The organism is Nocardia sp. (assembly GCF_025465275.1).
In the GTDB taxonomy this organism is placed as follows: domain Bacteria; phylum Actinomycetota; class Actinomycetes; order Mycobacteriales; family Mycobacteriaceae; genus Nocardia.
On sequence record NZ_JAODNK010000096.1, the window covers coordinates 1 to 20,586 of the forward strand.

The following is a 20,586-nucleotide window of genomic DNA, read 5'->3' on the forward strand; positions in this document are numbered from 1 at the left end:
TGTTACTCACCCGTTCGCCGCTCGTGTACCCCGAAGGGCCTTACCGCTCGACTTGCATGTGTTAAGCACGCCGCTAGCGTTCGTCCTGAGCCAGGATCAAACTCTCCGTTGAAGACTCTCAACCACACCCTTGCGAGTGTAATCAGAAGAATTAACCAGAGTCCGAAAACCATGGCAAAACAAAACGCCAGCAAAAAAGTATTTGCTGACTAAATGTCCGACCTCTCAACCGGGGGGTATGAGAAGCCGGAACCAATAATAATATTGGCACTGACATTCATCGACACACTATTGAGTTCTCAAAGAACACACGCACAAAGAATCTCACGGGCTCTTTCGTCCCGGTTGATCTCTGCGACTGCTTTCAAAGCTTAGCTCGCCCATCGCAGCAGAACCAAATCCGCTGATCAGGAGAGCCGTGTGAGCATCAGGCGCTCGCCGTCCAACCTCGTTTCCCTGACCTCTCGGTCCGGGTTGGTGTCCGTGTCGCTCTGACTCGAATAAAGTTACGTGTTGGTCATTCGCATGTCAAATCGCCTGTTCAGGAGGGTTTTTCGCGAACCCTGCCCGACATCTGCTGTTCAGTCGGAGGTACCGACACGCTCGATCTCGGCTCCGAGCGACCGCAAGTTCTCCACGAATTCCGGGTAACCCCGGTCGATATGGAAGACATCGTGCACTTCGGTCACGCCGTCGGCGACCAGGCCCGCGAGCACCAGACCCGCGCCGGCGCGAATGTCCGAGGACCAGACCGGCGCACTCGACAGGCGCGGAATGCCGCGCACCACAGCGTGATGCCCGTCGGTGCGGGCGTCGGAACCCAGCCGGATCATCTCTTCCACAAAGCGGAAGCGCGCTTCGAAAATGTTCTCGGTGATCATCGAGGTGCCGTCCGCGATCGCGGCCAGGCCGATGGCCATCGGCTGCAGGTCGGTCGGGAAACCAGGGAACGGCAGCGTCGAGAAGTTCACCGCGCGCGGGCGATCCGACTGCACCACCCGGAAACCGTCCGGTTCGAACGAGATTCGCGCGCCGGCGGAACGCAACTTGTCCAGCACCAGCGAAAGGTGCTTGGGGTTGATACCCGTCACCCGCACATCACCCTGGGTCATGGCGGCGGCGATACCCCAGGTGGCGGCGACTATGCGATCACCGATCACACGATGCGTGGTGGGCGAGAGCTTGTCCACGCCCTCGATGGTCAATACGGAAGTGCCCGCACCGGAGATGCGGGCACCCATACGCGCCAGCATGTTGCAGAGATCGACGATCTCCGGTTCGCGGGCGGCATTGTCGATGACCGTCTCCCCCTCGGCGAGCACTGCCGCCATCAGGATGTTCTCGGTCGCGCCCACCGACGGGAAGTCGAGGCGAATACGCGCTCCTTGCAGCTGATCGGCGCGGGCCACCAGGCAACCGTGCTCGATCTCGCTGGTCGCGCCGAGCAGGCGTAGTCCCTGCTGATGCATATCGAGCGGCCGCGAACCGATGGCATCGCCACCGGGCAGCGCCACCACCGCGCGCTTGCAGCGCGCCATCAGCGGACCGAGCACGCAGACCGAGGCACGGAACTGGGTGACCGCCGGAAAGTCCGCGTGGTACTTGGGTTCTGCCGGCGTCACGATCGTCACCGTCCCGGTGTCCACCGTGACATCGCAGCCGAGACCGCGCAGCACCTCCGCCATCAACGGCACATCCAGGATGTCCGGGCAGTTGCTGATCGTGGTCGTACCCTCGGCCAGCAGCGCGGCGGCCATCAGCTTGAGGACGCTGTTCTTCGCGCCGCCTACCGCGACCTCACCGACGAGCCTGCTGCCCCCGGTCACCAGAAACCGTTCACTCACGGGGGTCAGCCTAGTGGTCCGCACCCTCGCTCGTGGCCTCTCCGCCCGGGCGCCAAAGGATGTCACCGTCGGGGTTGGCGACCCGGCCGAGGATGAACAGCAGGTCGGAGAGTCGGTTCAGGTATTTCGCCGGCAGCGCGCTGGTGTCGTCCGGATGCGCGTCGACGGCGGCCCACGCCGATCGCTCGGCGCGTCGCGCCACGGTGCGCGCCGTGTGCAACAGCGCGGCGAGCGGGGTGCCGCCCGGCAGAATGAACGAATTCAACGGTGCCAGAGGCTCATTGAACTCATCGCACCATTTCTCGAGGCGATCGATATAGGGCTGCGTGATGCGCAGCGGCGCGTACTTCGGTTCCGCGACAACGGGGGTCGACAGATCCGCGCCCGCATCGAACAGATCGTTCTGGATGGTGCGCAGCACCCGCAGGATCCGCTCATCGGGATGGCCCAGCGCGATCGCGACCCCGAGCGCCGCATTGGCCTCGTCACAATCGGCATAGGCGATCAGCCGCGGATCGGTCTTCGACACCCGCGAAAAATCGCTGAGCCCCGTAGTCCCGTCATCGCCGGTGCGGGTATAGATCCGTGTCAGATGAACGCTCACTGTTCCGCCTCTCCGCACCTTCTGCCGACCGGCCAGGTGCCACGCTAGTACCGCTGCGGACTAACGGCCGCACAGTGGCTGGGTTGGCCCGTACCCGACGAGTTACCCCGACCGTACGAAATCAGTTGTCGCGCGAGCAAACCTACCTTCGGCGGCGGATGCGCTCGGAGGGGCGGGATTCCACCCAGGAGAGGAAGGCGGCCAGGGCGCCGCGGTCGAGTGCCAGCTCGTAGCTGCCCTCGCCGTCGGAGACATTGATGATGGCTTCGTCGTTCATGATGTCGAACTCGTCGCCCTCCGGGGCGCGACGACCGCTGGCCACCTCGATGCCGAGGCGGCTGATCGTACAGTCCGGCCCCAGCTTGAGACTGGAGAGTTTGTAGAAGACGAGATTGTCCTCGCCGTAGCGGATCAGCCCGTGCCGCCAACCCGCGCCGTGCCCGCGTACCGGCAGCGTGCGCAACAGCGCGGCGGTACCACCGCGACGCAGCATGACGAGGCGATATGTCGAGGCCAGAGCCAAACCGACAAGCAACAGCACCAGAATGATCAGCACCACCATTCCGGTTCGCAATGCTGCTCCATCCCTTCACATCAGCCTCGGCTGTCTTTTCACGAACCGGCCATCGGCCGGACCCCGTGTTCGGTCGATACTAGCGACCGCGAGAACGCGGAGTCCGGCCATCCACCTAATGTGACGTATGCCCTGTTCAGCCCATGGTGAAGGGTTCACCCCAGAGGGCCAGGTTGCCGATGAAGGTTGTGGTGTCGATTTCGGCCAGCACGAAGGAACGAGCCTGTGCATAACCGCCGCAACCGTTGATCGCGAAGGTCTCGTCGACCCAGCTGACGCTGGCATGCGGGCCCAGAGTCTTGTTGTAGCGCTTATGTGATTCCTGGCCGTAGTCGTCCGGCTTCTCCAGGTCCAGCATCAGCTGCGCGACCGCTTGACCGGGCGCCAGTGTGATGCCGCCGCCCAGCCCCTCTGCAGGTGCTTGCGGAGCAATACCTGAATTACCCACCGTCGCCGATTCACTCGCGTTACCGCTCTCGGCAAACGACGAGATGTCCACCTGGCAGCCCACGACGTAGCCGGGCGAAATCTTGATCGTCGCGGTCGCGGCGCTCGGGCCGTCGAGGTCCACGCTTCCGCGCCCGGTCACCCACACATTGCGGTGCAGCGGTGTGTCACCCATCGACGGGTTGATCTTCGCCGATTCCCCGTCGATGCGGATCGTGACGACGGTGCCGTCCGCCAAGGTCCGCGAGATCACTCCGCCGGGCAGCGGAATGAACGTGTCTGCCAAGGCCGTTGCCGGAGCGTGGATACCGGATACCGCCAGCGCCGCCAGCGCCGCCCCGAAAAGCCTTCCGCCCCGCAGATTCCCATTCGTGCCGAACATGCGATCCCTTCGCGTCGGAGTCCTGCAAAGCTCTGTCGAAACGTCAGCCGAGGCTGAACGGCTGGCCGTAGAGAGTGACCTTGGCGTAGTCCGCGCCGATGATCTCGACCACCGAGAACTGGCGTGCCTGCGCATATCCGCCACAGCCTTGGATATCCATCGGAACGTCCTGGTATTGCATCTGATAGGTGTCGCTCCTGATCAACTCGAGGTAGTTGATGTAGACCAGCTTCACCTCACCGGGTGAGAGCGGAAAACTGAATCCGCCGGACAGACTCGGTGTCGCGCTGACCGTGAAGGACGAATTGGCGCTCAGCGCGCCGAGCGACACCTGACATCCCACGACGTATCCCACGGTGAGGTTGGACGCGCCGTGTGTGCTCGAGTCATTCGTGCCGGGATAGTTCTTGGGACCGTTGTTGGGGCCCACCGTCCCGTCCGGCGTCACCACCTCGGCGATCACATTGCCGCTGAGCCAGGCCGAGCGGCCTGCGCCATTGGATGCCAGCGACGGCGAAATGATCGCTCGCTCACCGACACTCGTGATTTTCACGCCCGGTCCCTCGATATGCCCGTCCGGCAGCGGGACGATGGTGTCGGCCACCGCCGCCCCGGGTGAAAAGAATCCGAGGCCCACCGCGACTGCCACCGCGGTGACCATCCATCTGCTTATCCGAAGCCCGTTCATTCACCCCTCGCTCATCGAGGCGAGGCCACACCCGCTCATACCCGGGCGAGACCGCGCTGCGCCAACTCATTGAGGTAAAGCTGAAAGTGCTGAAATAGCCCAGGCTTTGCGGAATGCTTCAGATCACATCCCTAGCCGGTGTCTGAGTGTAAACGAAAAGAACGGCGGCCCTGGGATATTTCCCAGAGCCGCCGCTCATTTGCCGAGTGAAAACCCGGAACTCACTACTGCGTTTGCAGGATCAGGCCTCTGCGGCCTTTTGCAATGCACGAACCTGGCCCTCGGCCCGGGCCCGCGCGGCCGGGTCCGCATCGGCATCGGCGATAACGGCCTTGGCGGCCGCCTCGTCGATATCGCCTGCGAAATCAGCGGATTCGGCGAGCACGCGCACCGAAGTGGCGGTGACTGAGAAGAATCCGCCGTGCACGGCCGCGACAATCCGCTCGTCGCTGTCGGACACGATGGTGACCGTGCCGCCCTCGACCAGCTGACCGAGCAGCGGTTCGTGGCCGGCCAGGATGCCGATCTCACCCTCCGTGGTCTGAGCGGAGACGAAACTCGCCCGCCCCGACCACAGCAGTCGCTCTACAGCGACCAGATCAACTGACATATCTGCCATGGGTGACTACTTCCCGGCGATCTTCTTCGCAGCAGCCTCGACGTCGTCCAGGCCACCGCAAGAGTTGAACGCCTGCTCGGGCAGGTGATCGAACTCGCCCTTGCAGACGCGGTCGAAGTCGTCGATGGTCTGCTCCAGCGGAACGACCGAACCTTCCTGGCCGGTGAACTTCTCGGCGACGATGAAGTTCTGGCCGAGGAACTTCTCCAGACGACGCGCACGGCCCACGAGGACCTTGTCGCCTTCGGAGAGCTCGTCCATACCGAGGATGGCGATGATGTCCTGCAGTTCCTTGTACTTCTGCAGGATCCGCTTGACCTCGTTAGCCACGAAGAAGTGCCGATCGCCGACGATCGACGCCTCGAGAATACGAGAGGTCGAGGTCAGCGGGTCGACGGCCGGGTAGATGCCCTTCTGCGAGATCGGGCGCGAAAGCTCGGTCGTCGCATCCAGGTGGGCGAAGGTGGTCGCCGGCGCCGGGTCGGTGTAGTCGTCGGCGGGGACGTAGATCGCCTGCATCGAGGTGATCGAACGGCCACGGGTCGAGGTGATCCGCTCCTGGAGCTGACCCATCTCGTCCGCCAGGGTCGGCTGGTAACCGACGGCAGAGGGCATGCGGCCCAACAGGGTCGAGACCTCGGAACCGGCCTGGGTGAACCGGAAGATGTTGTCGATGAAGAGCAACACGTCCTGGTTCTGCACATCGCGGAAGTACTCCGCCATGGTCAGGGCCGACAGGGCGACGCGCATACGCGTGCCCGGCGGCTCGTCCATCTGGCCGAAGACGAGGGCGGTGTCCTGAAGGACGCCCATCTCTTCCATTTCCAGGTGGAGGTCGGTGCCCTCACGAGTACGCTCGCCGACGCCCGCGAACACCGAGGTGCCCGAGAACTCACGAGCGATACGGGTGATCATCTCCTGGATGAGCACGGTCTTGCCGACGCCGGCGCCACCGAACAGGCCGATCTTTCCACCCTTGACGTACGGGGTGAGGAGGTCGATGACCTTGACGCCCGTTTCCAGAATCTCGGTCTTACCCTCGAGCTGGTCGAACGCGGGCGGCTGGCGGTGGATGCCCCACTGCTCGCCGTCGCGGCCCAGGCCCGGGGTGTCCAGGCAATCGCCGAGGGCGTTGAACACGTGGCCCTTGACGATGTCACCGACGGGAACCGAGATCGGCTTGCCCGTATCGGTGACGGTGACGCCACGGACCAGGCCGTCGGTCGGCTGCATCGAAATGGTGCGCACGATGCCGTCGCCCAGGTGCTGCGCGACCTCGAGGGTCAGGGTCTTCGCGACGGACGGGAGGGTGATCTCCACGTTCAGCGCGTTGTAAAGCTCGGGGATGGACCCGCGCGGGAACTCGACGTCCACGACGGGGCCGATGACGCGGGAGACGCGGCCAGTGCCGGCGCCGACCCGTGTTTCATTGGTGACAGCTGCGGTCATTGCTTCTCTTCCTACGGCTCTAGTCGCGGTCCGAGTTCGCCGCGAGCGCGTTTGCGCCGCCGACGATTTCCGTGATTTCCTGCGTGATTCCGGCCTGGCGCAACGAGTTCGCGGTACGGGTCAGTGAATTCACCAGATCCGTAGCGTTATCGGTGGCCGCCTTCATCGCGGTGCGGCGCGCAGCCGACTCCGACGCCGCTGCATCGAGCAGCGACGAATAAATACGGGTGTTGATGTACTTCGGCAGCAGCGCGCCCAGCAGGACGTCAGCATCCGGCTCGAACTCGTACTGTGCGACGGGATCCGAGTTTCCGTCGGTGAAGCTGTCTTCGCCCAGTTCGTAGTTCTCGTCCACGAAGCTCACCTGGATGGGCGCCAAGCGGCGCACCTCCGGCACCTGCGACAGCATCGACACGAAGCGCGTGTAGACGATGTGCAGTTCGTCGACGCCGGGCATGGTGCCCGCACCGTTCGGGGCAGCCACCTCGCCCTCGGCGCCCGCCATGAACGCCTCGACCAGGTGGTTGCACGCGGACGACGCATCCACGTAATTGGGCGACTGGGAGAAACCGGTCCACGAACCGTTCACCTCGCGGCGACGGAAGGTGTAGAAGGTCAAACCCTTCGAGCCCATCACGTACAGGACGGGCTCTTTGCCCTCGGAACGCAGCAGGGTCAGCAACTCTTCGGTGCGCTTGAGCACATTGGAGTTGTAACCACCGCACATACCGCGGTCACTGGTGATCACCAGGACCGCGGCACGACGCGCGTTCGGCCGCTCGGTGAGCAGCGGATGCGTGAGATTGCCACTGGCGCTTGCCAATTCGGCGAGCACCTTGGTGATCTCCTCCGCGTACGGCTTGGCAGCCGCGACCCGGGCCTGCGCCTTGCTGATTCGCGAGGTCGCGATCAGTTCCTGCGCCTTGGTGATCTTCTTGATCGAACTCACACTTCGAATGCGGGAGCGCAATTCGCGCACGCTTGGCATTAGCGGTTCACACTCCCTTCATTCGTCAAGTCAGACAGTCGCATAACTCCGCCGATTACTTCTCGACGTGCTTACGAGTGACGGACAGCGACTCGACCTCTTCGTGATCGAGCTTGCCGGCCTCGGCCTCGTTCACGACACGACTGCCGTCCGAAGCCAGGTAGCCCTGCTTGAACTTGTCGGTCGCGGCCTTGATCGCGTCCGCGGGCTCGCCCTCGATCTTCTTCGCGCCACCCTGGAGGGCGTCGAAGGAAGACTGCACGCTGCCGTGCAGGTACTCGAGCAGCTCGCCGTTGAAGCGACGGATGTCGCCGACCGGCACCGAGTCGTAGTAGCCGGCGTCGACCAGGAACAGCGAAACGATCTGGTCCTCGACGGAAACCGGGGCGTACTGGTCCTGCTTGAGCAGCTCGACCCAGCGGCCACCACGCTCCAGCTGCGCCAGCGAGGCCGCATCCAGATCGGAGGCGAAGGCGGAGAACGCCTCCAGCTCGCGGTAGGAGGCCAGCTCCAGACGCAGCGAACCGGCGACCTGCTTCATGGCCTTGGTCTGCGCGGCGCCACCGACACGGGAGACGGAGATACCGACATTGATGGCCGGTCGCACACCCTTGTTGAACAGGTCCGACTCGAGGAAGACCTGACCATCGGTGATGGAGATGACGTTGGTCGGAATGAACGCCGACACATCGTTCGCCTTGGTCTCGATGATCGGGAGCGCGGTCATGGAACCGGCGCCCAGCTCGTCGGACAGCTTGGCGCAACGCTCCAGCAGACGCGAGTGCAGGTAGAAGACGTCACCCGGGTACGCCTCGCGGCCCGGCGGGCGACGCAGCAGCAGTGAGATCGCGCGGTAGGCCTCAGCCTGCTTCGACAGGTCGTCGAATACGATCAGAACGTGCTTGCCCTGGTACATCCAGTGCTGGCCGAGGGCCGAACCGGTGTACGGCGCAAGCCATTTGAAGCCGGCGGAGTCCGACGCGGGCGCCGCGACGATGGTGGTGTACTCCATCGCGCCGTGCGCCTCGAGGGCAGCCTTGACGCCCGCGATGGTGGAACCCTTCTGACCGATCGCGACGTAGATGCAACGCACCTGCTTGGTCGGATCGCCAGTGGCCCAGTTGGCCTTCTGGTTGATGATGGCGTCGATGCAGACCGCGGTCTTACCGGTCTTGCGGTCGCCGATCACGAGCTGGCGCTGGCCGCGGCCGATGGCGGTCAGCGCGTCGATCGCGGTGATGCCGGTGGCCAGCGGCTCGCCGACGGGCTGGCGCTCCAGCACGGTGGCGGCCTGCAGCTCGAGCACGCGACGCTCTTCGGCTTCGATATCGCCGAGGCCGTCGATGGGGGCGCCCAGCGGGTTGATGACGCGACCGAGGAACTTGTCGCCCACGGGGACCGAGAGCACGTCGCCGGTACGGCGGACCTGCTGGCCTTCCTCGATGGTGTCGAACTCACCCAGGATGACGGCACCGATCGCGGTGTCCTCCAGGTTCAACGCGACGCCCAGCTTGCCGCCGGGGAATTCCAGCAGCTCATTGGACATCGCGGACGGGAGGCCGCTGATGTGGGCGATACCGTCGCCGGTGTCGGTGACCACACCCACTTCCTCGATGGAGGTCTCCGGGGTGTAGCTCTGGGTGTAGCTCTCGATCGCGCTACGGATCTCATCGGGGGAGATCGTCAGCTCCGCCATGTTCTTCCTGCTCTCGCTGTGGTCTCGAATGTCGGTGTAATGGTGCGCTGTCAGGCCAGGGACTGGCGCAAGCGCTGCAGTCGGCCGACGGCGCTGCCGTCGATCACGTCGTCGCCCACGCGCACGACGACACCGGCCAGCAGGCTCGGGTCCTCCTGCACGTGCACCGTGACGGGCTTGTCGTAGATTCGCTGCAGCGAAGCAGCGAGCTGCTCACGCTGCTGCGTCGTCAGGGCCGACGCGGAGCGAACATGCGCCACGATCTCGTCCCGGAGCGATGCGGCCAGGTCGGACAGATGGTCGAAAGCCTCGCCGATATCGCCCTTCTTGCTGCGCGCGACGGCCTGCTGGACCAGCTCCAGGGTGATGTCCTCGACCTTGCCCGTGAGCAAGCGCTGCACCAGTTCACGCTTGGCCGCGACCGGCTGCCCGTGATCGGTCAGTGCCTGCTCGAGATCGGGGTTGTCGTCGACGATCCGGCCCAGCCGGAACAGCTCGTCCTCGACGGCGCCGAGGCGGCCGCGATCCTCCGCGGCGCGCAACAGCGCTTCGCGGCCGAGCAGCACCAGGCTGTTGACCAGATCGCGGGCACGGGACCAGTCCTGAGCCACCGCGGTGATCAGCACCGCCTGCGTGGCCGCACTGATCTTGCCGCTGAAGAGGCGTTCGGCCAGCTCGGCGCGGGCAGAGCTGGACACCGACTTATCCGCGAGCGCCACACGCAGCGAGCGCTGGTCGTCGAGGACGGCGACAACGGCGAACAGTTCGGAGCCCGTCGTGGCCGCGACGTTGTCGCTACCGGTCAGAGCGGACCGAAGAGCTTCCCGCGCACGGGAACTCGCCTCGCGGCTCGCTGCGTACATGCTTCCCACTTTCGGTTCGTTACCTTCCGACCCCGATGCCGGCGGTCGAATCCAGCTCCGAGAGGAACCGGTCGATCGACGCCGACTGCTTGGCCTCGTCGGCCACCGACTGACCGATGATCTTCTCGGCCAGATCGACAGCGGTACGGCCGAGCTCGGACCGCAGCTCGGTCACGATCTGCTGGCGCTGTGCCTCCAGCTGATGGTGACCCGCGGCGACAATGCGGTCGGCCTCGGCCTGTGCGTCCGAACGCAGCTGCGCGAGGATGGTCTGGCCCTGCGTGCGGGCCTCCTCACGAATGCGCGCAGCCTCGAGGCGAGCCTCGGCCAGCTGCTCCTGGTACTGCTGCAGGGTGGCCTGGGCCTCGGCCTGCACGGCCTCCGCCTTGGCGATACCGCCCTCGATCTTCGCCGTGCGCTCGTCCAGCACCTTGGTCAGGCGCGGAATCACGTACTTGGCGAAGACGAAAGCGATAACGATGAAGACGACAGCAGACCAGAAAATGTCATACGTCTTCGGGACGAGAGGATTGATGTCCTCCTCGGCCGCGAGCAAATACATGCTGTTCATCGTTGATTCCTAGTCTTATGCCGGAATCAGAAAATGAAGCCGGCGACGAGACCGATCAGTGCCAGGGCCTCGGTGAACGCGATACCCAGGAACATGGTGGTCCGGATGGTGCCCTGCAGCTCGGGCTGACGGGCGATGCCCTCGATGGCCTTACCGACCACGATGCCTACACCGATGCCGGGGCCGATCGCGGCCAGGCCGTAGCCGATGGCGCCGTAGCCCTTAACCGTAGGAGCAGCGTCTGCAGCCAGGGTCGCGAAGGTGCTCATGTGTGTCTCATTCCCTTTCTGTCGCCCACCCGCCGGGCGGCGTGTAAGGCAGGTTTTGTGTGGTACCGGTCGGTCAGTGTGAGTCGGCGTGCTGCGCGAGACCGATGTACACAGCGGTCAGCAGCGCGAACACGTACGCCTGCAGGAAGATCACCAGGAGTTCGAAGAGCGTGAAGCCCAAACCCGCGAGCAGCGAGAACGGCGAGAACACCTTCATCCAGGGGACAGCATCGAACAGGAAGAACTGAGTGGCGCTGAAGAACAGCACCAGCATGATGTGGCCGGCCAGCATATTCGCCATGAGTCGGACGGTCATGGTGAAGGGGCGGAGCACGAAGGTCGAGATGAACTCGATCGGAATCAGCAGCAGGTGCAGTGCCGGAGGCACATTCGGCACCACGATGCTCGAGCGCATGTATTTCAGGAAGCCGTACTTCTTGATACCGACGTAGTTGAACGTCAGATAGGCGACGACTGCCAGCACCAGCGGCATACCGATGCGCGCGTTCGACGAGATGTTCAACCCCGGAATGATGCTGGAGAAGTTCAGGAACAGCACGGCGAAGAAGATCGAGGAGATGAGCGGCAGGAACTTCTTACCGGTTTCCTTGCCCAGAACCTCGTCACAGATCTGTTCTTTGACGAAGACCAGACCGGTTTCCGCGACATTCTGCAGACCGCGCGGAACCAGCTGCGGCCGCCGGAATGCCGCGAACATCACGATCAAGAGAACGGCCGCCATCACGATGCGAATGAGCATCAAACGGTCGAGCTCGAAAGGCGTCCCCTCGAACAGCACTGCTGGAGGGAAGAAGTCGTTAAGCGACGGCGCGTGGAACTCGCCCGCCAAAATGGTGACGCTCAGCGTTCTCTCCCGTGGTCGGGCCGCAGGGAATTCTTTCCCTGCGGTTCGATCGGACATTGACGATCTGGTGGTCGACTCAGGTCGGCTCGAAGTTCGTCAGCAGCTGAGGGGCTCTCGCCCGGGCGTCTGTACGCGCGTCGGCGACATCGTCGACGGTGCAGAACCATGACCCGAAGGGTCTGGTACGGCAGCAAGCATAACCAGCGGCTCTCAGGCGGGTCTCAGGTGACCCCCCCTTGTGCTTCGGTCGGCTACAAGTAAAGAGTTTATCAAGTTATCTACGACAACGTGTAGGGGGTGGCCCAAACAGTTCGTGAACGGTGTCGCGAGCTAGAGCTCGCGTTCCACCTCGACGGTCGGAACCCGTTGCCGCAGAAGGCCATACGTCTCCGCACCCAGCACGATGAGCAGGGCTCCCACGACCGTGAAGAACAGGGCGCCGGAGCTGTAGAAGTCGAATTTCTTGAGCACGGCGATCACCACGACCGCCAGCAGCAGCTTGCCGACCCAGCTGCCGAGCAGCACGATGCCCTGCAAACCGGACTCGATCCGCGCGCTGAAGAGCACCGAGGCGGCGGTGGTCAGAATGAAGCCGCCGCCGAGGGCCGCGCCCAGCAGAGCTCCCCACAGACCGGGCATACCGGCGATGACCGATGACAGGATGGCCGAAACCACCACCAGCACAGCCAAACCCATCAGGCCGTAGCGCAGAGCCGCCCGCAGCGGGGCGTCATGATCGGGGGTAGAAGGCGTGCTCACGTCAGTGGACTCTACCGGGCCGCGACATCCGGGCCCCGCGGCGGTTTGCGCGCGGCCCGGTCGGTCAGCTCCCGCCAGGACGGCACCGCGGTGACGATCAGGGCGAAAACCAGGCCCGCCGCGAACAACAGCACCACGACGGTGCGATCCATCAATGAGGTGCCGACGGCGCCGAATGCCAGCACGCTCACCCACAAGTAGATGAGCAGCACTACGCGGCGGTGCGAATGGCCGATCTGCAACAACCGGTGGTGCAGATGCATTTTGTCGGGAGTGGAGAAACTCACACCGGCGCGCACGCGGCGCACGATGGCAAGAACAAGATCAAGTACCGGAATGAACATCACGGCACCCACCAGCAACAATGGTGACAACAGACCCACGATGTCGCGCGGGCCATAACCCTGCAGCGGAATTCGGCCGGAAGCGCCGGTGGAGATGGCGGCCAGCATCAATCCGATCATCATGGAACCGGAGTCGCCCATGAATATGCGCGCGGGCTGAAAATTGTGCGGCAGAAATCCGAGACAGCCACCCGCCAGCGCGGCGGCCAGCAGTGCGGGCGGATAGGTGTCGGTCGCGCCGCCCACTTCGTAGAGTAGGCCCGCCGTGAACACGAACACCGCGATCGAGGCGATGAAACCCAGGCCCGCGGCCAAACCGTCCAGGCCGTCCACGAAATTCATCGCATTGATCATGACGACGGTGATGCCCACGGTCACCAGACCGCCCTGCAGCGGATCCAGCACCACCGTCTCATTGGTGAAGGGGTTGTAGATGGCGACCCAGCTCAGGCCCATCACCGCCATCACGCCCGCGGCCGTCACCTGGCCGACGAGTTTGGTCAGCCAGTCCAGACCCCACCGGTCGTCGATAATGCCGACCAGCACGATCAGCGTGCCCGCGGCCAGCACCGCCGGAATGTCCTTGGGATAGTCGAATCCGCGACGCAGTGCGGGCAGCTGATGCGCGAACAGGACGGCGATCAGCAGACCCAGGTAAATGCCCACGCCGCCCATGCGCGGAATCGGCTTCACATGCACATCGCGCTCGCGCGGCACCGCCACCGCACCGAAGGCGATGGCCGCCACCCGGATTCCACCGGTGCACAGGTAGGTGACCACCGATGCGACGAACAGCACCAGCAGCAGCTCCCGCAGCGGGACGACCGCGCCCTGGCTGAATACGCCCTGACTCAACAACATCTATCGGGCCGTCACCGCGTGCCCTGGGACAGCAGTTCCTCCGGCGACATACCGAGGACCTCCGCGAGCTTCTCGGTGGGCACGGCGCCCTCGCGCAGAATGCGCGGGGCATCGGAGGTCAGATCGACGATGGTGGAGGCGATCGCATGATCGGCCGGGCCACCGTCCAGGTACACGCCCACCAGATCGCCCAGCTGCGCACGCGCTTCCGCGGCGGTCTTGGCCGGCGGCTGCCCGGACACATTGGCACTCGATACCGCCAGCGGCCCGACCTCGCGCAGCACCTCCAGCGCGACCGGATGCAGCGGCATGCGCAGCATAACCGTGCCCCGGGTGTCCCCCAGGTCCCAGCCCAGCGAAGGCGCCTGCTGCACAACAAGACTCAGGCCACCCGGCCAGAACGCGCGAATCAGCTCACGTGCCTGCGGGCGCACCGAGAACACCAGCCCGTCGATGGTGGTCCACGAACCCACCAGCACCGGCACCGGCATATCCCGGCCGCGCCGCTTGGCGGCCAGCAGCGCGGCGACAGCCTGGCTGTCGAATGCGTCGGCGGCCAGGCCGTACAGGGTATCGGTCGGAATCACAGCCAGCCGCCCCGATTTCAGCGCGCTCCGCGCCGCGATCAGTCCGGCGGCTCGAGAATCGGAATCGGCACAGTCATAGACGGTACTCACGCGCAACATCTTGGCACGGAACCTCGGGCCACCCACCGCCGCGGCAGCCTAAACCCGAGGAACAAGCACAAAATGACAGTGACGCCTGGACAAAAGCCAAGAATAAGACGCTCGGAGGGCTGACCTCCCGCCGACGATTCGCGGGGTGGAGCGACCTCGGGCGGGACGACGATGCCGCCGCCCTCGAATCGGTTCGGCGCGCACGAATTCGACTTGGAGTAATGCGCGGTGCGCAGAATTTGTGCAGGGACGCTGCGATCAGGAGGTGCGGCGGGCGACCACGAAGCGGGGTTTGCCTGCCAGGTCGGGGTGTTCGAGGACCGCGGTGAAGGCGCCCTGGGCGGTGAGCAGGGCTGCCACGCCGGAGCCGTTGGTGTCGTCGTGTTCGATGGCGACCGCGCCGCCGGGGCGAAGCAGCCGGGCGATATTGGGGATCATCGGGCGGATGACGTCCAGGCCGTCCGGGCCGCCGAAGAGGGCGCGGTGCGGGTCGTGGTCTGCCACTTCGGGATCCAGCTGGGCGGATTCGGGGATGTAGGGCGGGTTGGAGACGACTATGTCCACGCGGCCGTCGAGTTTTTCGAGGAGAGCGGGGTCGGTGACGTCTCCGGCGTGCAGGTCTATGGGGGTATCGCCCTCGTCCGCCAATTGCAGGGCATTGCGGCGGGCCCAGGCCATGGCCTCGGGATCCAGCTCCACGGCGTGCACCTGGACGTCGGGGCGGGCGTGTGCGATGGCCAGGGCCAGGGCGCCGGACCCGGTGCACAGATCCACCACGATGGGCTGATGCTCGTGGCCGACGGCTTCGAGTTGGGCCAGAGCCCAGGCGAAGATCAATTCGGTCTCGGGCCGGGGAATGAAAACGCCCGGACCGACGGCCAGTTCGATCTCACCCATGGCCGCGGTGCCCGTGAGATGTTGCAGGGGAACGCGTTCCGCGCGCCGCGCGACCAGCTTGCGAAACTCCGCGAGCTGGTCGGCCGTCACCATGGGGACCAGAGCCAGGCGCATGCGCTCGATGCCGAGTACATGTGCGGCAAGGTATTCCGCGTCCGCGCCGGGACTGTGTACCCCCGCATCCCGCAGTACCTCGACAGCCTCGAGAATCGCTGGACGCAACGGTGCGCGGCGCGACACCGCCTCCCCTGGACTACTGCCGACCACTTGGGTGCCTCAATTCTTTCGTTGCGGGCCGCCACACGAGTTCTGAGCGTGCCCAGTGAGTTACCCAGATCCGAGGCCCGAGCAACCCTCTGTTTCGGGACGGGACAACTGATTTCGCGAGAATATGGGTAACTCCCCGGGTACCCCCAAAATCGGTGCGGTGTCGGACCGCACCACGCGTACTCGAGGTCTACGGCTCTCAGCCGCGCGCCAAAGTTCCGGGAGGCGGGGAGCTTATTCGGCGGCGAGGCGGGCGGCGCGGTCGGCTTCACCGAGGGCGGTGAAGAGATCGTCGAGGTTGCCGTCGAGCACCGAGTCCAGATTGTGCGCCTTGAAACCGATGCGGTGATCGGCGATGCGGTTCTCCGGGAAGTTGTAGGTGCGGATGCGCTCGGAGCGGTCGACCGTGCGGATCTGGGTGGCGCGACCGGCGGCGGCTTCCTGATCGGCCTGCTCCTCGGCGAGGGCCTGCAGGCGGGCGCCGAGCACCAGCATGGCGCGCATCTTGTTCTGCAGCTGCGAGCGCTCGTTCTGGCAGGTCACCACGATGCCGGTGGGTAGGTGGGTGATGCGGACCGCGGAGTCGGTGGTGTTGACGCCCTGGCCGCCCTTACCGGAGGAGCGGTAGACGTCGATGCGCAGATCCTTGTCGTCGATCTGCACCTCTTCGACCTCGTCCGGCTCGGGGTAGACGAGCACGCCGGCCGCCGAGGTGTGGATACGGCCCTGCGATTCTGTGACGGGCACCCGCTGCACGCGGTGCACCCCGCCCTCGAACTTCAGCTTCGACCACACACCGTCCAGGGACGGCTCCTTGGCCTTGATCGAAATGGTGGCTTCCTTGTAGCCGCCCATATCGGTGATGTTGGCGTCGAGAATCTCGACCTTCCACCCGTGGCGCTCCGCATAGCGGATGTACATGCGGGCGAGGTCGGAGGCGAACAGCGCCGATTCCTCGCCGCCTTCGCCCGACTTCACTTCCAGCACAACATCATCGGCGTCGTGCGGGTCGCGGGGGGCGAGCAGATCGGTGAGGGTCTTCTCCAGCTCCTCCACCTGGGCGCGCAGTCCCGGTATCTCGGCCGCGAACGACGAATCGTCGGCGGCGAGCTCCTCGGCGGCAGCAAGATCGTCCTTGGTGGAGGACAGTCGCTTGTAGGCGGCCATGATCGGGCCGAGTTCGGCGAAGCGCTTGCCCACCCGCCGGGCCGCGCCCAGGTCGTTGTGCAGCGCGGGATCGGACAGCTGCAGTTCGAGGCCGTTGTATTCGGCCAGAATGTCGTCGATCGCATTGGGGGCTGTCTTGTCAGCCATCGCGGTTGCTCCTCGGGTAGGGCGTGTTCACAACTAGTTTCCAGGTCGCCCCAACCTCATGTTCGCGGCCCGTCTCGTTCTGGACTGAGTGGAGCGGGGGAGCGAAGCGGAGGAGCGGAAGGAGGGAAGAACGAGACTCCCAGGGCCGCGAACCCGCCGCAGCGAAGCGGAGGCAAAAGTTACGGAGGCAGAAAATACAGCGACGCCCGGCCTGCTGATGCAGGACGGGCGTCGACTGGGTAGCTAGTTGGCTTCGCTGGCCTCAGGGGCCTTCGACGCACGCTTGCCGTAGCGCGCCTCGAAGCGAGCCACGCGGCCACCGGTGTCCAGAATCTTCTGCTTGCCCGTGTAGAACGGGTGGCACTGGGAGCAGACCTCGACCGTGATCTGGCCGGACTCCTTGGTGCTCTTGGTCTGGAAGGTGTTGCCGCAGCCGCACACGACCGTCGTATCGACGTACGTGGGGTGAATTCCTGCCTTCATGGGTGTCCTCTCGAATGGTCCCGGGTCGCCTTCGCAAAGACGTGAACCGGAACCGACTAGGCATGGTTGCCGACTGACCACTATAGACGTCGAGGGAGCAGCGCTTATTCCCAGGCCTCATCCGGGCAAATCGTTCACGGCTGGCTCTCAGGGATCCGCATCCGAACTCCCAGCTGGGACACAGCAACCCGGGCTTAAGGTTAGTTGGGCCCCCGGAGTTACCCCCAAGAAATTATGGGCACGCACGTTCACAGTCCTCGAGCCAGGCTGAAGACGAGTAGCTCGCTACTCGGGAATGCGAACACCGTTGTTCATAGAGTAGTGCGAGGTGAGAACCTGCGACTACGGGAAGGACAGCTGTGAACAGGAAAGAAGCCACTGCGGGGGCGGTGCTGGGACTGCTGGCCTTGATCGTTGTCGCGGGCTGGTGCATGGTTCCGGGGGAATCGGCCGCCACGGCGGGAGGCCAGACGCCGGCCGCCACCCCGCCAGCGGGCGACGGCACGCTCACCTATACGGCGGTCAATATCTCCGATATCCCGGTCGGCGCGGTGACAGCAACCATTCTGGCTTTCATGATCATCGGCGCGGCCCTGATCGGACTGTTCTTCTTCAGCCCGCGTCCGGCGCAGATACGACAACAGCCCCGCCGAAGCGGGGCTGTTGTCGATGCTCCTGTGCGAGAGACTTATTCGTCGATCGCGTTCGGGGCGGTCTTGGAGACCGTCATCAGGAATTCGGCATTGCTCTTCGTCTTCTTGAGTCGATCGACGAGCAGGTCGATGGCCTGATGCGAGTCCAGACCGGAGAGCACGCGCCGCAGCTTGTGCAGCACACCGGCCTCGTCGGGTGACATCAGCAGATCGTCGCGGCGGGTGCCGGACGGGTTGACGTCGACCGCGGGGAACACGCGGCGCTCGGCGATCTTGCGATCGAGCTTGAGCTCGGCATTACCCGTGCCCTTGAACTCTTCGAAGATCACCGTGTCACCGGTGGAACCGGTCTCGACCATCGCGGTGGCGATGATGGTGAGCGAGCCGCCGTTTTCGATATTGCGGGCCGCGCCGAGGAACCGCTTGGGCGGGTACAGCGCGGTGGAATCCACACCACCGGAAAGGATTCGGCCCGAAGCCGGGGACGAGTTGTTGTACGCACGACCCAGTCGAGTGATCGAGTCGAGCAGTACGACGACGTCCTGGCCCATCTCCACCAGCCGCTTGGCACGCTCGATGGCGAGCTCGGCGACGGAGGTGTGATCGCCCGGCGGGCGGTCGAACGTGGAGGCGATGACCTCGCCGCGCACGGAGCGCTGCATATCGGTCACTTCCTCGGGACGCTCGTCCACCAGCACAACCATGAGATAGCACTCGGGGTTGTTGACGGCGATCGCATTCGCGATGTCCTGCATGATCGTGGTCTTACCCGCCTTGGGCGGGGACACGATCAGTGCACGCTGACCCTTACCGATCGGCATGATCAGATCGATGATGCGCGTGGTCAGCTTGTTCGGCTGAGTTTCCAGCCGCAGTCGCTGATTCGGGTACAGCGGGGTGAGCTTCTGGAATTCCGGACGACGCTTGGCGGATTCGATATCCGAACCGTTGATCGTGTCCAGCCGCACCAGCGGATCGAACTTCTGCCGCTGATTGCTCTGATCACCGTCGCGCGGAGCACGCACCGCGCCGGTGATGGCGTCACCGCGGCGCAGGCCGTTCTTGCGGACCAGGTTCATCGACACGTACACATCGTTCGGGCCGGCCAGGTACCCGGAGGTGCGAACGAAGGCGTAATTGTCGAGCACGTCGAGAATTCCGGCGACCGGCTGCAGGACATCGTCCTCGCGGATCTCCAGTTCCCGGGTCTCCCGGCTGCTGATGGCTTCACCCGCGCCCGGCACGCCATCGCGGTCACGCCCACGACGACGTTCCCGGAAGCGACGACCCCGGCGGCCGCGGCCGCCTTCCTCGTCGTCATCGGCAGCGGCGGCGCGGTTACGGTCGCGATCGTTGTTATTGCCGCCGCGAGCGGTGCCGTTCTGGTTGTTCTGCTGGCTCTGGCCGCCCGACTGCTGATTGTTATTGCGCTCGCGGCGACGCTCACCACCCTCTTGCTCCGGCTTCGACTCGCCGGCGGAGGTCTCCGCGGGAGTGGAATTGGCCTCGGCATTGGCATTCGCATTGGCATTGCCACCGGTGGCGACCCGCTGCTCGCGGCCCCGACGCTGGCGACCGCGGCCGCGCTGGCCACCGTCCCGGCTGTCGTCGCCGCCCTCGGCGCGAGCGCCGTCGTTCTCGTCCCGCTTGGCCTCACGCGGCTCGGCGGACTTCTCGGCGGAGTTCTCCCGGATGGGCGCGGCGTTGTACGCCGGAACCTCGGCCTTCACCCGAACATCCTCGGCCTTCACCGCGGAGCTCTCGGCTTTCACGGCAGCATTCTCCGTCTTCGCGGAGGCATTGTCCGCCTTCGCGGAAGAATTCTCGGCCTTCACCGGAGCGGCAGCAGCCGACTCGGACTCCCCGCCGGTTTCGCCCTTGCCCTTGGCATTTCGCGCGGTGGTGGCCTTGCCGACCACTGCGACAGCCTTGGCGCCGCCGGATTGATTCTCCTTGATGGCGGCGATGAGATCACCCTTACGCATCCCGGAAGTCCCTCGAATACCGAGTTCTCCCGCAAGCGCACGCAATTGCGGCAACAACATTCCAGTCAGCCCCGATCGTGCGACGTCAGTGTGTTCGCTCATCTTCGAAATCTGTCCGGATTCACTTTCGCGATCCGAGGAGGTTGAATCACTTTCCACCCCGGGTGTCGCGAGCAGGTCCGTATCTGTCACGGAAATCCTTTCCTTCCCTCGACTGCCGTGTGCCTGTTCGAGGGTTCCTCCTGCAGTCCGGTCGTATGCCGGACTCGGATGCCGTACCGCGCGGCGCGCCGGGGCGATGGGAGTACCAGCGCGTGGGCTTCGCCACCGGGTTAAAAGGTGGGAGAGATCATTCCAGTGAACTGGCTACCCCCAAGTTTCGAGCCTCAAGCCTCGAGCCTGAGCAAGGAGCCTCTGGAGCGATTTGCCCTGATGAAGCACCGGCGTCTGACGCGCACGATGTACGGACTCGCTCAGGATAGCTCCC

Annotated in this window: 21 protein-coding genes and 1 rRNA gene; 1 reads left to right on the plus strand and 21 read right to left on the minus strand. The window is 64.6% G+C overall.

What is annotated here, in order from left to right:
* The 20 genes from JWN03_RS22795 to rpmE form a co-directional block, all read right to left on the minus strand.
* Positions 1–112: ribosomal RNA gene (locus tag JWN03_RS22795) — 16S ribosomal RNA — on the minus strand; the annotation flags it as partial.
* Between the two features lie 469 nt (positions 113–581).
* A complete protein-coding gene (gene murA / locus JWN03_RS22800) occupies positions 582–1,844 on the minus strand; it encodes a UDP-N-acetylglucosamine 1-carboxyvinyltransferase (RefSeq protein ID WP_297618537.1) in 1,263 nt (420 codons plus the stop codon).
* Between the two features lie 10 nt (positions 1,845–1,854).
* Entirely contained in the window at positions 1,855–2,448 is a 594-nt protein-coding gene (locus tag JWN03_RS22805; RefSeq protein ID WP_297618540.1) for a cob(I)yrinic acid a,c-diamide adenosyltransferase, read from the minus strand.
* A 142-nt stretch (positions 2,449–2,590) separates the two neighbouring features.
* On the minus strand, positions 2,591–3,022 hold the full coding sequence (locus JWN03_RS22810) for a DUF2550 domain-containing protein (protein WP_297618543.1): 432 nt from the start codon (positions 3,020–3,022) through the stop codon (positions 2,591–2,593).
* Positions 3,023–3,158: 136 nt separating this feature from the next.
* Entirely contained in the window at positions 3,159–3,851 is a 693-nt protein-coding gene (locus JWN03_RS22815; protein ID WP_297618546.1) for an MspA family porin, read from the minus strand.
* A gap of 43 nt (positions 3,852–3,894) precedes the next feature.
* A complete protein-coding gene (locus tag JWN03_RS22820; RefSeq protein WP_297618549.1) occupies positions 3,895–4,512 on the minus strand; it encodes an MspA family porin in 618 nt (205 codons plus the stop codon).
* A gap of 268 nt (positions 4,513–4,780) precedes the next feature.
* A complete protein-coding gene (locus JWN03_RS22825) occupies positions 4,781–5,158 on the minus strand; it encodes a F0F1 ATP synthase subunit epsilon (protein WP_297618552.1) in 378 nt (125 codons plus the stop codon).
* Positions 5,159–5,164: 6 nt separating this feature from the next.
* Positions 5,165–6,607, minus strand: coding sequence for a F0F1 ATP synthase subunit beta (gene atpD / locus JWN03_RS22830; RefSeq protein ID WP_297618555.1), 1,443 nt, complete (start codon positions 6,605–6,607; stop codon positions 5,165–5,167).
* A gap of 19 nt (positions 6,608–6,626) precedes the next feature.
* A complete protein-coding gene (locus JWN03_RS22835) occupies positions 6,627–7,595 on the minus strand; it encodes a F0F1 ATP synthase subunit gamma (RefSeq protein WP_297618558.1) in 969 nt (322 codons plus the stop codon).
* A gap of 55 nt (positions 7,596–7,650) precedes the next feature.
* Positions 7,651–9,291 (minus strand): F0F1 ATP synthase subunit alpha, encoded by a 1,641-nt coding sequence (atpA, locus tag JWN03_RS22840; protein ID WP_297618560.1) that lies wholly within the window; start codon positions 9,289–9,291, stop codon positions 7,651–7,653.
* A gap of 50 nt (positions 9,292–9,341) precedes the next feature.
* Positions 9,342–10,154: a F0F1 ATP synthase subunit delta gene (locus tag JWN03_RS22845; RefSeq protein WP_297618563.1), complete on the minus strand. Its 813-nt coding sequence runs from the start codon at positions 10,152–10,154 to the stop codon at positions 9,342–9,344.
* Positions 10,155–10,173: 19 nt separating this feature from the next.
* Positions 10,174–10,725 (minus strand): F0F1 ATP synthase subunit B, encoded by a 552-nt coding sequence (locus tag JWN03_RS22850; protein ID WP_297618565.1) that lies wholly within the window; start codon positions 10,723–10,725, stop codon positions 10,174–10,176.
* A gap of 26 nt (positions 10,726–10,751) precedes the next feature.
* Complete coding sequence (locus JWN03_RS22855) at positions 10,752–10,994, minus strand: ATP synthase F0 subunit C (protein ID WP_297618568.1); 243 nt, start codon at positions 10,992–10,994, stop codon at positions 10,752–10,754.
* A gap of 73 nt (positions 10,995–11,067) precedes the next feature.
* A complete protein-coding gene (gene atpB, locus JWN03_RS22860) occupies positions 11,068–11,916 on the minus strand; it encodes a F0F1 ATP synthase subunit A (protein WP_297618571.1) in 849 nt (282 codons plus the stop codon).
* 273 nt (positions 11,917–12,189) lie between these two features.
* Entirely contained in the window at positions 12,190–12,618 is a 429-nt protein-coding gene (locus tag JWN03_RS22865; protein ID WP_297618574.1) for a hypothetical protein, read from the minus strand.
* An 11-nt stretch (positions 12,619–12,629) separates the two neighbouring features.
* Complete coding sequence (locus JWN03_RS22870) at positions 12,630–13,823, minus strand: glycosyltransferase family 4 protein (protein ID WP_297618577.1); 1,194 nt, start codon at positions 13,821–13,823, stop codon at positions 12,630–12,632.
* A gap of 11 nt (positions 13,824–13,834) precedes the next feature.
* Complete coding sequence (locus JWN03_RS22875) at positions 13,835–14,500, minus strand: L-threonylcarbamoyladenylate synthase (RefSeq protein ID WP_297618580.1); 666 nt, start codon at positions 14,498–14,500, stop codon at positions 13,835–13,837.
* 258 nt (positions 14,501–14,758) lie between these two features.
* Positions 14,759–15,637 (minus strand): peptide chain release factor N(5)-glutamine methyltransferase, encoded by an 879-nt coding sequence (gene prmC / locus JWN03_RS22880; RefSeq protein WP_297618583.1) that lies wholly within the window; start codon positions 15,635–15,637, stop codon positions 14,759–14,761.
* Between the two features lie 261 nt (positions 15,638–15,898).
* Complete coding sequence (prfA, locus tag JWN03_RS22885; protein WP_297618586.1) at positions 15,899–16,978, minus strand: peptide chain release factor 1; 1,080 nt, start codon at positions 16,976–16,978, stop codon at positions 15,899–15,901.
* Between the two features lie 243 nt (positions 16,979–17,221).
* Complete coding sequence (gene rpmE / locus JWN03_RS22890) at positions 17,222–17,461, minus strand: 50S ribosomal protein L31 (RefSeq protein ID WP_297618589.1); 240 nt, start codon at positions 17,459–17,461, stop codon at positions 17,222–17,224.
* A 359-nt stretch (positions 17,462–17,820) separates the two neighbouring features.
* Between rpmE and JWN03_RS22895 the strand changes: the two genes are divergently transcribed.
* Complete coding sequence (locus tag JWN03_RS22895; protein WP_297618592.1) at positions 17,821–18,252, plus strand: hypothetical protein; 432 nt, start codon at positions 17,821–17,823, stop codon at positions 18,250–18,252.
* Here JWN03_RS22895 and rho read toward each other — a convergent pair.
* Positions 18,150–20,291 carry a transcription termination factor Rho gene (rho, locus tag JWN03_RS22900; protein ID WP_297618595.1) on the minus strand — a complete coding sequence of 714 codons (2,142 nt, stop codon included), beginning with the start codon at positions 20,289–20,291 and terminating at the stop codon, positions 18,150–18,152. The two genes, JWN03_RS22895 and rho, sit on opposite strands and share 103 nt — an antisense overlap.
* Positions 20,292–20,586 lie beyond the last annotated feature (295 nt).

Bases quoted from the DNA above. Each gene is read 5' to 3' on its own strand.
- JWN03_RS22815 (WP_297618546.1), bottom strand. From the start codon at position 3,851: ATGTTCGGCACGAATGGGAATCTGCGGGGCGGAAGGCTTTTCGGGGCG.
- JWN03_RS22820 (WP_297618549.1), bottom strand. From the start codon at position 4,512: ATGGTCACCGCGGTGGCAGTCGCGGTGGGCCTCGGATTCTTTTCACCC.
- JWN03_RS22825 (WP_297618552.1), bottom strand. From the start codon at position 5,158: ATGGCAGATATGTCAGTTGATCTGGTCGCTGTAGAGCGACTGCTGTGG.
- atpD (WP_297618555.1), bottom strand. From the start codon at position 6,607: ATGACCGCAGCTGTCACCAATGAAACACGGGTCGGCGCCGGCACTGGC.
- JWN03_RS22835 (WP_297618558.1), bottom strand. From the start codon at position 7,595: ATGCCAAGCGTGCGCGAATTGCGCTCCCGCATTCGAAGTGTGAGTTCG.
- atpA (WP_297618560.1), bottom strand. From the start codon at position 9,291: ATGGCGGAGCTGACGATCTCCCCCGATGAGATCCGTAGCGCGATCGAG.
- JWN03_RS22845 (WP_297618563.1), bottom strand. From the start codon at position 10,154: ATGTACGCAGCGAGCCGCGAGGCGAGTTCCCGTGCGCGGGAAGCTCTT.
- JWN03_RS22850 (WP_297618565.1), bottom strand. From the start codon at position 10,725: ATGAACAGCATGTATTTGCTCGCGGCCGAGGAGGACATCAATCCTCTC.
- JWN03_RS22855 (WP_297618568.1), bottom strand. From the start codon at position 10,994: ATGAGCACCTTCGCGACCCTGGCTGCAGACGCTGCTCCTACGGTTAAG.
- atpB (WP_297618571.1), bottom strand. From the start codon at position 11,916: ATGTCCGATCGAACCGCAGGGAAAGAATTCCCTGCGGCCCGACCACGG.
- JWN03_RS22870 (WP_297618577.1), bottom strand. From the start codon at position 13,823: ATGTTGTTGAGTCAGGGCGTATTCAGCCAGGGCGCGGTCGTCCCGCTG.
- prfA (WP_297618586.1), bottom strand. From the start codon at position 16,978: ATGGCTGACAAGACAGCCCCCAATGCGATCGACGACATTCTGGCCGAA.
- rpmE (WP_297618589.1), bottom strand. From the start codon at position 17,461: ATGAAGGCAGGAATTCACCCCACGTACGTCGATACGACGGTCGTGTGC.